The sequence below is a fragment of the Lacticaseibacillus suihuaensis genome (assembly GCF_054785075.1).
The window spans coordinates 57,093-71,110 of sequence record NZ_BAAGBJ010000006.1 but is presented as its reverse complement, the minus strand read 5'-3'; the positions used below and the strand labels follow the sequence as shown (position 1 = coordinate 71,110).

Here is a 14,018-nt window from a genome sequence, read left to right as displayed (position 1 = left end):
AAGTTTCTGCAAACACCTTTCGTTCAGACGAATTTTCTTATAGAATAATCACCGTTACACTTGGAGGTCGCCATGTTCCGAAACAAGGCCCCGGGCCGGTGAGCGTCGCCCGTCGCTCACCGCTTGTAAGGGGAAAACATTGAAAACAGATTCAGAACAACCGCGCTACATTCCGTGGTTCATCATTGGCTTGATGGACTTCGTCACCGTGATCGGCTTCGATGACATTATTTATAACTTCCGCAACCAGGGGCTGGTCGCCCTGTTCACCTGGGTGCTGATGACGTTTTTCTACGTCATTCCGTACAACCTGATCGTCGCGCATCTGGGGTCCACCTTCTCGGAAGAAGGCGGCGGCATCACTAGCTGGATGCGCCAGACCAACGGCGACACGGTCGGCTACTTCGCCGGGTGGTTCTACTGGATCACCGAGCTACCTTACGTCGTCGACGTCGCTAACTCCGTGATCATCAGTGCCGGCTGGCTGCTGTTCGGCAACGGCCACATCCAAAGCCACGTCGGCAACGCCTGGTTCGGCATTTTGTCGGCCGTCGTGTTCGTCGCCTTCATCTGGCTTGAGCACCTGTTCAAGAACAAGTCGCTTGAGGTGATGTCCACCATCGGCGGCATCGCGATGTTCGGCATGACGGTGCTGTTCGTCATCATGACCTTCGTCGGCCTGAGCCAAGGCCGGCCGATCGCCACGCACCCGTTCAACTGGCACGCCTTCATGCCCAAGAACTTCTTCTCCCTGTCCTTCTTGTCGACGTTCGGCCTGTTCGTCTTTGCGATGAACGGCGCGGAGCTTGCGGCGCCTTACACTAAGAACATGAAGAACCCGGCCAAGGACTTCCCCAAGGCGCTGAAAATGATCGCGATCATGACGATGTTTCTCACGCTGTTCGGCACGTTCTCCTTGGGGGTATACTTCAACGCCAACGACCTGCCGCACGACTTGAAGATGAACGGGAACTACTACGCCTTTCAGCTGATCGGCCACCAGTTCGGGGTCGGTAACCTGCTCTTGTACATCTTCACCGCCACGCAGCTGATGTACGACCTGGCGCAGCTGGCGATTCTGCTGGACGCGTCGACGCGCATCTTCTTGTCCGACACCAACAAGAAGTTCCTGCCCAAGCAGCTGACCAAGATGAACGCCGACGGGCTGCCGATCAACGGCTACTGGCTGACCACCGCGATCTGCGGCACCATCATGGCCCTGGGTGGCCTGCTGCCGCGCATCAACGACATCTTCAACTGGCTGTTGGACCTCAACGGCATCGTCAGTCCCTTTGCGACCTGCTTCCTGTTTTGGGCGTTCATGGGCGCAAGGCGGCACTCCGACCGCTTCCCGACGCCGGATTACACCTACATCAAGTCCGATAAGCTCGGCTTTCTCGTCGGGCTGTGGATGTTTGTCGTCACCTTCGCGCTGGCGGTGCTCGGGTTCTTCCCGACCGACGCCAACGCCCGCACCTTCACGCTGATGCTGATCTTGAACATCGCCGTGCCGGTGGGGATGATTATCTTGGGCTTCACGATGCCGTGGCTGGCCAAGCGCCAGCAAAACCGCGGCGTCGCCTTCGGCCAGACGTCTTGGTGGGTAATCACCGCCGCCTTGGCGGTCGGCGTGGTCGCCGCCGTCGCTTACGGTGTCTTCGTTCGCCTGCTGCCGCACAGCGGGGCCTTGGCCCAGTGGGGGCTGACGGTTGTGCTGATTGCCGCCGGCCTGGCCTTGGTCGCCGGGGTGACCAAGCACGGTCGCGAGGGCGTGCAGGCGTAGACCCTCGGGCTTGCCTGCTGACACCAAAAGTTTTATGATATGGCAGACAGAAATAAAGTTCCCCGCCAGACGAGTGGTGGCCGCAGCGATGCGACCACCACTTTTTTTGGGCGAGGCAAAAGGAGACGACATGAATCTCGAGCAATTGATCTCAACCACCCCGGTGGTGGCCGACCTGGCCGCCCAGCGCGAAACCCTGTGGGTCAACCCCGACTACGGCAAGCCCGATCCGACGCTTGCGCTGACGGCCGCCGACCTGTTCGACGCCGAAGCCCGGCTGCGCCGCTTCGCCCCGTACCTGGCCAAAGCCTTCCCGGAAACCGCCGCCACCGGCGGCATTCTGGAGTCGCCGCTGCGCCGCATCGCCGCGATGCAGGCTCACGTGACCGCTCGCGAGGGGTATGACCTGCCCGGTGCCTTGTACCTCAAGGCCGACAACGAGCTGCCGATTTCCGGCTCCATCAAGTCGCGCGGCGGCATCTACGAGGTCCTCAAGATCGCCGAGCAGGTGGCGATGCAGCACGGCGACCTGGTCTACGGCGACGACTACGCCAGGCTCGCCGACCCCGCCTTCACGAACCTGTTCGGCCGCTACGGCATTGCCGTGGGGTCGACCGGCAACCTCGGCCTGTCGATCGGCATCGTGGCCGCCAAGCTGGGCTTTCGCACCACGGTCCATATGTCCCAAGACGCCAAGCAGTGGAAAAAGGCGCTGCTGCGCCAGGTCGGTGTGACCGTGGTCGAGTACCCGGGCAGCTTCACCAAGGCGATCACCGCCGGGCGCAAGCTGGCGGCGGCCGACCCCAGCACCTTTTTCATCGACGACGAAGGCTCCAAGGACCTGTTTTTGGGCTACGGCGTCGCGGCCATTCGCCTGCAAAAGCAGCTGCGCGACCAGCACATCCCAGTCGACAAGGACCACCCGCTGTTCGTCTACCTGCCGGCCGGCGTCGGTGGCTCGCCGGGCGGCACGACCTTTGGCCTCAAGACGATTCTCGGGCCGCACGTCCACGCGATTTTCGCCGAGCCGACGCACGTCCCTTCCGTCGTGCTGGGCATGGCCACCGGCCTGAACGACGGCATCGCGGTCGAGGACATCGGCCTGGACGGGCTGACCGAGGCCGACGGGCTGGCGGTCGGTCGGCCGTCGCGGCTGGCCGGAAAGGTGCTTAAGACCCTGCTGTGGGGCATCGCGACCTTCGCAGACGACCGCATCATGGCCTACACCGCCGAGATGATGGCGACCGAAAACCAATTCCTGGAGCCCTCCGCCACCGCCGGCTTCGCGGCGCTGCGCATGGCGCAACCGGCGCTTGGGCGCCAGTTCCCGCTGACGGCTGCGACCCACATCGTCTGGGCCACCGGCGGGATGCTGGTGCCGGCCGCAGAACACGCGCGTAACCGCCGCATCGGTGAGGCCATCTTGAATCGCTGAGCGACGTGCCATGGTAAGACCCGGCCTGGTGCCGGGTCTTTTTGCAGTGGAAATTTTTTCTGAAAAACTGCTTTCGTTGGCCTGCAAACTCGGGTAGAATGGCAAAGGACTTTTTTGAGCTAGGAGGAGCGAACGATGACGCGAAACAAGGCGCCTTCCGAAGCGGCCGCTGCCTGTTGCACAGCCGCTACCGGGAGGTAACCATGGAACCAGAAACCAAGCAAAAGCAATACATTCCCTGGGTCGTTGTCGGCCTGATGGATTTCGTCACCGTAATCGGTTTCGACGATATTATTTATAACTTCCAGAACCAAGGGCTCGTCGCCGTGACGTCCTGGGTTTTGATGACCATTTTCTACGTCATTCCCTACAACCTGATCGTCGCCCACATGGGGTCGACCTTCTCCGAGCAAGGCGGCGGCATCACCAGCTGGATGCGCCAGGTCAACGGCGACACCGTCGGCTACTACGCCGCGTGGTTCTACTGGATCACCGGGCTGCCTTACGTCGTCGACGTCGCCAACTCGGTGGTCATCAGCTTCGGCTGGATCACCAACGGTAACGGCGACATCCAAAGCCACATGGGCAACGCGTGGTTCGGCGTTTTCACCGCCGTGGTCTTCGTCTTGTTCATCTGGATTCAGCACTTCTTCAAGAACAAGTCGCTTGAATGGATGTCGACCATCGGCGGCGGCGCGATGTTCATCATGACCGTGCTGTTCGTCGTGATGACCTTCGCCGGCCTGGCCCATGGCAACCCGATTGCCACCCACCCGTTCAAGTTCAGCGCGTTCATGCCCAAGCACTTCTTCTCCTTGTCCTTCCTGTCGACGTTCGGCCTGTTCGTCTTTGCGATGAATGGCTCGGAGCTGGCGGCCCCTTACACCGCCGACATGAAGCACCCGGCCAAGGACTTCCCCAAGGCCTTGAAGATGATCGCCATCATGACGATGTTCCTGACGCTGCTTGGCACCTTCTCTTTGGGCGTCTACTTCAACGCCCATCACCTGCCCAACGACCTGAAAATGAACGGTTCCTACTACGCCTTTCAGGCCATCGGTCAGCAATTCGGGATGGGCAACGCCTTGATGTACCTGTTCGCCGTCGTGCAAGGCATCTACATGCTCGCACAGCTGGCGGTGATCCTCGACGCGTCGACGCGCGTGTTCCTATCCGACGTCGCCAAGCGCTTCATGCCGCGGCAGCTGACCAAGAAGAACTCCGACGGCCTGCCGATCAACGGCTACTGGCTGACCACCATTCTCTGCGCCGTGATCATGGCGCTGGGCGGGATGCTGCCGAAGATCAACGACATTTTTAACTGGCTGTTGAACCTCAACGGCATCGTGTCGCCTTTGTCGACGATGTTCCTGTTTTGGGCCTACATGATGGTTCGCAAGCACTCGGACCGCTACCCGACCCCGGATTACACCTACATCAAAAACGATAAGCTGGGCTTTGCCGTCGGCACCTGGATGCTGGTGGTCACCTTCCTGTTGGCGGTGCTTGGGTTCTTCCCGACCGACGCCAACGAAGACACCTTCGCCTTGATGCTGACGCTGAACATCCTGGTGCCAATCGGCATGGTCGCCTTGGGCTTCTCCATGCCTTGGATCGCCAAGCGCCAGCAGCGCGGCAACGCCTTTGGCCCCGGCACCTGGTGGGCCATCACCATCGTGGTTGCCCTGGCCTTGCTCGGCCTGGTCGGCTACGGCATGTACACCAACCTGCTGGTTCACCTCGCCGTCGCACTGCGCTGGGTGCTGATTGTGATCGTCGACGGTGCCTTGCTGTGGCTGATCGTCCACTTCACTAAGGACGGCCGCACCGGCGTAGTCAACCAGGACCTGTAAGCCGACCACGCCACCACAAAAACGCCGCAACCGGCCGGTTGCGGCGTTTTTGTGTGTCATCAAGGCAAGTTGGCTACCGGGGCCGCGAATCGTAGGCCCGTTTGGACTTGTAGCCGGCGGCGAAGACCTCAAGCATCTTGGCCAGATGGGCGGCGGCGGTGGCCGGGCTGGCCACACCGAACAAGTAACGGGCCCATTCGCGCTGGTAGCCCGGCGTCAAGGCGGTGAAAAAGGCCTGCGCCTCAGGTTGGTCAGCAAGCATTGCGGCCACCTTGGGAATGTCGGCCTCGTATGCGGCCAGGGGTTGGTTAGGCATGGTGTTCCTCCTTCGGGTCAACGTCGCGCTCCGCCAGCCAGGCCGAAACGCGCCGGTATTTGGTCGCGGCTTACCGCACCACGGTCCAGTCGTCCAGCGTCCGGCCGGCGGCGTCTGCGAACTGCAGCCAGCTGTTGGTGGTGCCAAAATACAGGAATAAGCCGACTTCGTTGGTGCTTTTGAGTACGATGTCCTCGGTGGTGACGAAGTCCGGGCCAATCGCTGCCTGGTGCTCGCCGCGCAGCTGGGCGGCGAACCGGGCGGAAAAGCCCAGGCTGCCGTCGGCGTTCAGGTCGGCCTCGGGCTTGAGCCGGGCCCCGGCGAGCAGGCGCATCTCGTTGCGCCGCTGCCAGTATACCGTCGCCTGGGTGCCGGCGAAGGTCGTGGTGAACGGCACGGCCGAGACGGTCTTACTCCAGCGGTGCTGGGCCTTGGCCGGCCGCTTCTTGGCCGGAGCCAGCGCCACCCCGAGCAGCGTCAGCGTCGGCGTCAAGGCCGCCAAAAGCGCCGCGGCCGGCTGCTGGAGGTTGGCCGGCACCGGCTGCGGCGCGTAGGTCACCTTGGCACCGGCCTGAGCGGCAATCGCCGCCGCCAGGTAACGCGCCGGCAGGTCCTCTGCCGAATCGATGATCATCGTGCGGGTCGCCGCCGCGACCGCGACGTCGATGCCCAACAGCGTGGCGCCATCCAAGTACAGGCTGACCGCACCGGCCACCGGTGGCTGGGCCCCGGCCTGCAGGCGAATGGTGGCGGGTTCGGTGGTCACGGTCAGCGCGTCATTTTGTGAAGTGGTCATGGTGTCCTTTCTCCGGTCACTCACTGAGCGGCCGGCCCTCTTTTTGCCATGTTGCGTTGCGAATCAGGCGGTAGGCCGTCGCGGCCAGCGGCACCCCGAGCAGCATCCCCAAGATGCCGCCGAGGCCCGAGCCGATGGTGACGGCCGCCAGCACCACGATGCCCGGCAGCCCGATCGAGCCGCCGACCACCCGCGGGTAGATCAAGTTGCCCTCGAGCTGCTGCAGCACCACCAGGTAAACCACGAACAACACGGCCTTCAAGGGGCTGACTACGACGATCAAAACAAAGCCGATCGCCCCGCCGATGTAGGCGCCGAGCATCGGAATCAGCGCGGTCATGCCGATGAACGCGCCGATCGAGCCGGCGTTGGGGAAGCGAAACAGCAGCATCCCCAGGGTACACAGCGTCCCGAGGATGAAGGCCTCGGTCACCTGCCCGACGATGAAGCGCGAGAACATCAGGTCGGCCTCGTGCAGCAGGTAGTGCAGCTTAGCCATGAACTTGGTCGGCAAAAAGGCGGCGCCGACGCGGTTCAGCCGGCTGCCGATGCCTTCCTTGCCGGCGACCAGGTAGATGGCGAAGGTGAAGGCCAAGATGAAGTTGACCACTCCGGAGAAGACGGAGCCGACCAAAGACAGCGAGCCGGAGAACAACCCGGACACGCCGGCCGACAGGTACTTGGTGACCTTGGTCTGAATGCTGGTCCAGTCGATGTCGGCGCTTGCCAGCTTCTTGGTCAAGGCGGTCGCCTGATCGGACTTGGTCAGCCAGTCGTTGAGCTTGGTCAAGGTCTCGGGTAGGCTGGTGAAAAAGCCGTCAAGCGCCGCGATGAACTGCGGCACCACCAGGCGCAACACCCCGGCCAAAATCACCACCGTCAGCACGATGGCCGAGACGATGGCGGCCGGCCGCCGCAGCTTCTGGGCGGCCTTGGCGGTGGCGTGGGGCCAAAGCACCTTTTCCAGCCGCACCACAATCAGGTTCATGCAGTAGGCTAAGGCCGCACCGATCACCAGCGGCGTCAACACGCTCAACAAGGTCTTGAGGCCGGCCCACAGCTGGGCCGGATACAAGATGACAAGCAGAAACACCGCCGCCCCCACGGCAAGGTGCAGAACTTGGGAACGGGAAATTTTCATAAGGAGCTCCTTCAATTAGATTAACGCCATTATACCAAACTCAAATCAGCTTGTTTTGGTACCACTTGTCGCCGGCAAAGCGCCGGATGAAAATGCCGCCGCGAACGCCCCACTCCAGGCCCATGATGGCGCAGACCCCAGGCACCCCGTAGCCCATGCGAACCGCGAAGACGTAGACGCCGACCACGCGAAAGGCCCACATCGAAGCCAAAGACACGATCGTGGTGAACTTGCCGTCGCCGGCCGCTCGCAAGGCGTTGGGTAGCACGAAGCTGACGGTCCAAAACAGCAGGTGCATCCCGACGAAGATGCAGTAAGATAAGAAGATCACCGGCAGAATCGCTGGCGTCGGCGAGAACAGCCGAATGCCCGGCTTGAACAGCGCGAGCAAGAGCGAATCGCCCAGCACGAAGGCGCCGATGCCCAGGCCGACGAAGGACTTGGTGATTTTCCGGGCATCCCTCAGGTTGTGGCGACCGACGCACTGGCCGACGATCGGCACCAAGGCCGTGCCCAAGGCGCTGGGGATAATCTCAGACATCTGGGCCCAGGAGCCGACAATCGCGTTGGTCACGATGGCCTGGGTGCCAAGCATCACAATCATCATCTGAATCAAGATCTTGCCGCCGTTGAAAAACACGCCTTCCGCCGCGAAGGGGACGCAAACCACCAGCACCTTTTGGAGCATGCGCCAGTCGACGCGCCGCATCAGCCGCCAGGTCAGGGCGAACAGGTCGCGGTGCGACGCCAGCATCCACACCGCCAAAGCCGCCGCCAGCCAGCGCGACAGGTTCAACGCGATGATCATGCCGACCACGCCCAGGTGCAGCCAGGTGATGGTGATCAAGTTGAAGCACAGGTACATCATGTTCATCGCAAGCGACAACTGCAACGAGTTCTTGGTGCGGCCGATGCCGCGCAGGCTGCCGTTGGTGCCTTCGACCATCGCCTCAAAGGGGTAGCTGAACAAGACGCCGAGCATGTACAGCCTGGCGTTTCGCATCACCGCGGGGCTGGCGGCGCCGAACAACGCGCTGAGAATGCCGTTGTGCAGCAGTCCGAACACGATGGCCAGCACCAGCCCGGTCAACACCGCACCGTAAATCGTGCCGTTGACCACGTGGCCGAGCCGGCTGCGCTCACCGGCCCCGAAGTACTGGGCGATCAGCACCGTGCCGCCGAGGCCGACGGCAACGAAGATCTGAATCAGAAACACATTGACCGAGCCGACCATGTTGACGGCGCTGATGGCCGCCGCCCCGGAGCTTGCGATCATGGCGGTGTTCAAAAAATTGAACGACACCAAAAAGAACTGATCGACCACCACCGGCCCGAGGAGCCCGAACACCGCGCGGTAATCGAAGGTCTCCCCCGAAAAGAACCGCTGCAACAGCTGCCTGAATTTACCCACGTCATCCTCCGTATTTGAAAGCCCTTGCGATTTAGGTCAATCGTACCCGATGCAGGGAAAAAAACAAGCCCCCGCCCCGGCAATCGCAGCCGTGTCGCCTGCCGCCACCGGCCGCGCGGCAGCCGAACAGCGACAGTAACGTTTGGCGCGGCGCCTGATGTGTGTTACACTTATCCTAGAAATTGAAAGGAGTCGATCCGCGATGCGTTTGAAGACAGTGGCCACCCAGACAATTGGATAACTTGCGCCTAGTGCGCCACTGCAGCGAGTCGAATCTACGGGACCAGTCCGGTCAATAGAGGAAGCTACTGGGCTTCCTTTTTTTGTGCCCAAAAAGCCGCGGCGGCGCCACCCCAAAGGAGAACTGTATGACTGAAACACAACAACCACAAGAAAAAGTAATCACCACCGGCATTTCGCGCGGTCAGGAGAACTTCGACTACACGATGCAAGAGCTCGCCGAGCTCGCCCGGGCTAACAACTACAACGTCGTCGGCGAATCGCGCCAAAACCTCGACCGCTCGACCGCGGGCTTTTACTTCGGCACCGGCAAGGTCGAGGAAATCGCCGAGCTCGCCCGGGCCCTCGACGCGACCACCATCTTGGTTAACGACGAGCTGTCCCCGTCGCAGCTGCGCAACATCGAAAAAGTTACCAAGCTGCACGTGATCGACCGCACCCAGCTGATCCTCGAGATTTTCGCCAACCGGGCCCAAAGCAAGACGGCCAAGACCCAAGTCGAAATCGCCCAACTGCAGTACGCCCTGCCCCGGCTGCACCCAAGCGCCAACAAGCTGGACCAGCAAGGCGGCGGTGGCCTGACCAACCGCGGGGCCGGCGAATCCAAGCTCGAGATGGACAAGCGGGTGTTGAACAAGCGCATCGCCCGGCTGCGCCAGGAGCTCAAGGACGCCGACATCGGCGAAGACGTGCGGCGCCAAAAACGCCTGGACAACGAGCTGCCGGTGGTCGCCTTGGTCGGCTACACCAACGCCGGCAAGTCCACCACGATGAACGGCCTGCTCGACCTGTTTGCCGACCACCCCGAAACCAAGCAGGTCTTCGAAAAGGACATGCTGTTCGCGACGCTCGACACCTCGGTGCGGCAGATTACGCTGCCGGATCACCGCAAGTTCCTGTTGTCCGATACCGTCGGCTTCGTCTCGAAGCTCCCGCACAAGCTGGTCGACTCCTTCAAGGCGACCCTGGCCGAGGCGGCCAACGCCGACCTGCTGATCCAGGTGGTCGATTACGCCGACCCGCACTACCAGGACATGATGGCGGTCACCGAAAAAACGTTGCAGAGCATCGGCATCGAAAACATCCCGATGATCTACGCCTTCAACAAGGCCGACCTGCGTGACGACACGGTGTTCCCGGAGGTCAACGGCAACCAGTTCGTCTACTCCGCCAGGGATGCCAAGTCGCTCAACAAGCTGGTCGAGCTGATCGAAGGCAAGGTGTTCGCCGACAACGAGACCAACACCTACCTGATTCCCTTCGCCAAGGGCAGCCTGGTCGACTTCATCAACCGCGAAACCGGCGTGATTGCGACCGACTACACCGCAGACGGCACCAAGATCAAGACGGTGGTCAACCCAATCCAGGCCGGCCAGCTGCGGCCGTACCTGCTTGAGGACGCCAAATGATCACCTATCACACGGCGCGGCCGGCCGCCGTCACCGATGCGGCCGTGCTCGACCTGTACGCCAAAGTCGGCTGGACCGCCTACCTGGCGGACCCGGCCAACACCTTGGCCGCCCTGACCGCCTCGACCGTACTGTGGGCAACCGCCGGTGCCACCCTATGCGGCCTGGTCCGCGCCGTCACCGACCACCGCACGATCCTCTACGTGCAGGACCTGCTGGTGGCGCCGGACTGGCAGCGCCAGGGCATCGGTTCGGCGCTGCTGTCCAGGCTTCGCGCCGCGGAACCGCGGCCGGGCCAAGTGGTGCTGCTCGCCGACGACACCGCCGTTGCGCGCCAGTTCTACCTGGCTGCCGGCTTCACTGCGGCGGGCCAGGCCGCAGAAGTCGCGTTCATCGTGGACGCGCGCCAGTGACCCCACAACGCCTCGCACCTGCGAGGCGTTTTTTGGTGCCCGAAATCCAGCAAAAAAGCCCCCGGCCAAATGGCCAGGGGCAGTGGATGCCATCACGCGTGGTTCAGGCGGCGGTTGATCAGCCGGGCCCCGAGCGACAGCGCGTAGTTGACCACGAAGTACAAGACGGCTAGCGCGACGAACATCGGAATCGTGTAGTTGACGTCTTGCCCGTAGATGATCTGGGCGTGGTAGGTCAGCTCCGGCAGCAGGATGATGGTCGCCAGGCTGGTGTCTTTGACCAGCGAGATGAACTGGGAGACGATCGGCGGAATCATCGCCTTGAACGCCTGCGGCAAGATGATGTGAATCATCGCCTGCACGTAAGACATCCCGTTGCTACGGGCGGCCTCCATCTGGCCGGTCGGCACCGCATTGATACCCGACCGCACGATCTCGGCCAGCATCGCGGATTCGAAGATGCTCATTGCGACGATGGACGCGGGAATCACGCCCAGGCGAATGCCGATTCGCGGCAGCGCGAAGTAGGTGAAAAAGAGAATCAAGAGCAGCGGCAGGTTCCGGATCAGGTCGATGATGAAACCAACGAAGGCCGAGAAGAACCGCACGTTGACGTACCGGGCAATGCCCAGAAGCGTCCCGATCAGGAAGCTGAACACGATGGAGGTGACGGAGACCTCCACGGTGACCCACAGGCCCTCCAGGAGGTAGTGCAGGTTAACTTGCGAATACGCATCGATGAAGCTTTGCATGGCACTTCCCCCTTTCTAGGCCGTGACCCATTTCTTTTCGAGGTGCCGCATCAGGTACGACATTGGCATCGTCAACACCAGGTAGAGCAGCCCGACCACCAGGTAGGTGTCGAAGGTGTTGAAGGTCGCGTTGGCGATGATTTTGCCCTGGTACATCAGGTCGAAACCGGCGACGAAGGCCAGAATCGACGAGTTCTTGACCAGGTTGATGAACTGGTTGCCCAGCGGCGGAATCACGATCTTAATCGCCTGGGGGAACACAATCTGGCGCATCGCCTGCGCGTAGGACAGCCCGACGGAGCGGGCCCCTTCCATCTGGCCGACGGCGACCGACTCGATGCCGGCTCGCACCGTTTCGGCGATGAAGGCGCTGGTGTAGATGGTCAGGCCGATGGTCCCGGCCGTGAAGCCATCCACCGGCAGCAGGTACTTGGGCACGATGACGTAAAAGCCCATGGTGATGACCAGCAGCGGAATATTGCGGATCACCTCGACGTAAGTCTTGCCGATCACCCGCACCCACTTGAGCGGCGAGATTTCCATCAGCGCAAAGACGGTGCCGATGATCAGGGAGAATACCAAGGCGATCAGGCTGGACAGCAGCGTGTAGCCGAGCCCGGACATCAGGGTGCCGAAGTTGTTGGTCAAAATGTTCAGCATTACTCCACCTCCTTGATGTCAAAGCCCGGAATGTCGGCGAACCACTTGTTGATCAGCCGCTCGTAGGTGCCGTTGGCCCGAAGCTGAACCAGCGCCTTGTTCAGCGCCTTGCGCAGGTTGGTCTGGCCCTGGTTCAGCGCGATGCCGTACGGTTCCTTGGTGAAGGTGCCGCCGACCACCACGTAACCGGGGTCTTGCTGAGACATCCCGTACAAAATGCCGTTGTCGGTGCTCAGCGCGTCGCCTTGCCCGGACTTCAGCGCCGTGAACGCCTGGGCGTAATCGGCCAGCTGCAGCACCGTGGTTTGCGGGGCGGCCTTTTTGACGTTGTCGACCGAGTTGGAGCCCTGAACGCCGATCACCTTGGTGCCAGCGGTCAGGTCCTTGATCGACTTGATTTTGCTACCTTTTTTGACCAACAGCGACTGGCCGGCCTTGAAGTAAGAATCCGTGAAGTCTAAAACCTTCTGCCGCTCCGGGGTGATGGTCATGGTCGCGATCACCGCGTCCAGGTTGCCGCCCTTGAGCATCGGCACCCGGGTGTCCGAGGTGACCTGCACCAGGGTGGCCTTGGCCGACTTACCCAGCACCTGCTTGGTCAAGGCGTTAGCCATGTCGATTTCAAAGCCCTGAATCTTACCGGTCTTGGTGTTCATCAGGCCGAACAGCCGGGTGTCGGCCTTGACGCCCCAGACAATCGTGTCGGTTTTCTTGGCGTGGGCCAAGGCGTCTTGGTCGGCAACGCTTGCGCCGCACCCTGCCGCCACGCCGGCCACCACCATGAGGGCGACGGCCGTGAGCCATAATTTTAGCTTGTGCATAGGCGCCCTCCTAGTGGTTGAAAATCTTGCTGATGAACTCCTGCGCCCGGAGATCCTTCGGGTGATCGAAGAAGCCGGCGACGTCGGTGGCGTCCTCGAGAATCTGGCCGTCCGCCATGAAGATGATGCGGTCGCCAACGCGCTTGGCAAAGCCCATTTCGTGGGTCACCACGACCATGGTCATGCCTTGCTTGGCGATGGTCTGCATGACGTCCAAGACGTCACCGATCATTTCGGGGTCCAGCGCCGAGGTCGGCTCGTCGAAGAGAATCGCGCGGGGCTTCATCGCCAAGCTGCGGGCGATGGCGACGCGCTGCTTTTGGCCGCCGGACAGGGCCGCCGGGTATTTCTTGGCCTGATCCTTGAGCCCGACCATGTCGAGCAGCTCAAGCGCCTCTTTCTCGACCTCGGCGCGGTCGCGGTGCAGCACCAGGCGCGGGCCGAGCGTAATGTTATCAATAACGGTTTTGTTTGCGTAAAGATTGAAGTGCTGGAACACCATGCCGACGTTCTTGCGAATCTTGTCCATGTTGGTGTTTTTCTCGGCGAGGTCAAAATCATTCACGATAAGTTTGCCTTCCGTGATTCGCTCCAGCCCGTTGATGGTTCGCAGCAGCGTGCTTTTGCCCGATCCGGACGGCCCGATGATCGTGACCACTTCGCCGCGGTCGATGGTCAGATTGATGTCCTTGAGTGCGTGAAACTTCCCATAATACTTCTCGACGTCGTGAAACTCGATCATTGACATCGAATCGCCTCCTTTTAAGCATGCGTTTGTGTACGGCCGACGCACCGGCCCGGCGAATGTTTGGCTTTTGGCCAAGCCTCCGTGTGGGGTGCCGGCGGGATTTTACCTAGACCACTACCATCATACCCTAGCCAAATTCTTGGTGGCAAGCAATCAGGCTCGCGCTTGGACACTAAAAGACCGTGCGTCAGCCGATAAAATCATTAAAATAATCTTACCGGTTTTTTCGCACGGTCGCAA

At 61.4% G+C, this 14,018-nt stretch carries 13 protein-coding genes; 5 read left to right on the top strand and 8 right to left on the bottom strand.

Annotated features, from left to right (window positions below):
• Window positions 1–139: 139 nt before the first annotated feature.
• The 3 genes from ACYVRZ_RS06855 (at window position 140) to ACYVRZ_RS06845 (ending at window position 5,071) form a co-directional block, all read left to right on the top strand.
• The gene (locus ACYVRZ_RS06855) at window positions 140–1,783 is read left to right on the top strand and encodes an APC family permease (RefSeq protein ID WP_461225901.1); all 1,644 of its coding nucleotides are present in this window, start codon (window positions 140–142) and stop codon (window positions 1,781–1,783) included.
• A gap of 130 nt (window positions 1,784–1,913) precedes the next feature.
• Window positions 1,914–3,218 (top strand): D-serine ammonia-lyase, encoded by a 1,305-nt coding sequence (locus tag ACYVRZ_RS06850; protein ID WP_461225900.1) that lies wholly within the window; start codon window positions 1,914–1,916, stop codon window positions 3,216–3,218.
• Window positions 3,219–3,421: 203 nt separating this feature from the next.
• Window positions 3,422–5,071 carry an APC family permease gene (locus tag ACYVRZ_RS06845; protein WP_461225899.1) on the top strand — a complete coding sequence of 550 codons (1,650 nt, stop codon included), beginning with the start codon at window positions 3,422–3,424 and terminating at the stop codon, window positions 5,069–5,071.
• Window positions 5,072–5,144: 73 nt separating this feature from the next.
• Here ACYVRZ_RS06845 and ACYVRZ_RS06840 read toward each other — a convergent pair whose 3' ends face one another.
• The 4 genes from ACYVRZ_RS06840 to ACYVRZ_RS06825 form a co-directional block, all read right to left on the bottom strand.
• A complete protein-coding gene (locus ACYVRZ_RS06840; RefSeq protein WP_461225898.1) occupies window positions 5,145–5,387 on the bottom strand; it encodes a YdeI/OmpD-associated family protein in 243 nt (80 codons plus the stop codon).
• 70 nt (window positions 5,388–5,457) lie between these two features.
• Window positions 5,458–6,183 carry a hypothetical protein gene (locus ACYVRZ_RS06835; protein WP_461225897.1) on the bottom strand — a complete coding sequence of 242 codons (726 nt, stop codon included), beginning with the start codon at window positions 6,181–6,183 and terminating at the stop codon, window positions 5,458–5,460.
• A gap of 16 nt (window positions 6,184–6,199) precedes the next feature.
• The gene (locus ACYVRZ_RS06830; protein WP_461225896.1) at window positions 6,200–7,324 is read right to left on the bottom strand and encodes an AI-2E family transporter; all 1,125 of its coding nucleotides are present in this window, start codon (window positions 7,322–7,324) and stop codon (window positions 6,200–6,202) included.
• A gap of 40 nt (window positions 7,325–7,364) precedes the next feature.
• Window positions 7,365–8,735 carry an MATE family efflux transporter gene (locus ACYVRZ_RS06825; protein ID WP_461225895.1) on the bottom strand — a complete coding sequence of 457 codons (1,371 nt, stop codon included), beginning with the start codon at window positions 8,733–8,735 and terminating at the stop codon, window positions 7,365–7,367.
• 368 nt (window positions 8,736–9,103) lie between these two features.
• Between ACYVRZ_RS06825 and hflX the strand changes: the two genes are divergently transcribed.
• Window positions 9,104–10,384, top strand: coding sequence for a GTPase HflX (gene hflX, locus ACYVRZ_RS06820; protein ID WP_461225894.1), 1,281 nt, complete (start codon window positions 9,104–9,106; stop codon window positions 10,382–10,384).
• Window positions 10,381–10,797: a GNAT family N-acetyltransferase gene (locus tag ACYVRZ_RS06815; protein WP_461225893.1), complete on the top strand. Its 417-nt coding sequence runs from the start codon at window positions 10,381–10,383 to the stop codon at window positions 10,795–10,797. The genes hflX and ACYVRZ_RS06815 overlap by 4 nt, the downstream gene beginning before the upstream one ends.
• A gap of 92 nt (window positions 10,798–10,889) precedes the next feature.
• Here the strand turns inward: ACYVRZ_RS06815 and ACYVRZ_RS06810 are convergent, their stop codons facing one another.
• Genes ACYVRZ_RS06810 through ACYVRZ_RS06795 form a run of 4 tightly spaced genes read right to left on the bottom strand, consistent with a single transcriptional unit; the run spans window position 10,890 to window position 13,778 of the window.
• Entirely contained in the window at window positions 10,890–11,549 is a 660-nt protein-coding gene (locus tag ACYVRZ_RS06810) for an amino acid ABC transporter permease (RefSeq protein ID WP_461225892.1), read from the bottom strand.
• A gap of 15 nt (window positions 11,550–11,564) precedes the next feature.
• The gene (locus tag ACYVRZ_RS06805; protein ID WP_461225891.1) at window positions 11,565–12,209 is read right to left on the bottom strand and encodes an amino acid ABC transporter permease; all 645 of its coding nucleotides are present in this window, start codon (window positions 12,207–12,209) and stop codon (window positions 11,565–11,567) included.
• Entirely contained in the window at window positions 12,209–12,991 is a 783-nt protein-coding gene (locus tag ACYVRZ_RS06800) for a transporter substrate-binding domain-containing protein (protein ID WP_461225985.1), read from the bottom strand. The genes ACYVRZ_RS06805 and ACYVRZ_RS06800 overlap by 1 nt, the downstream gene beginning before the upstream one ends.
• Before the next feature lie 49 nt (window positions 12,992–13,040).
• Complete coding sequence (locus ACYVRZ_RS06795; RefSeq protein WP_461225890.1) at window positions 13,041–13,778, bottom strand: amino acid ABC transporter ATP-binding protein; 738 nt, start codon at window positions 13,776–13,778, stop codon at window positions 13,041–13,043.
• Window positions 13,779–14,018 lie beyond the last annotated feature (240 nt).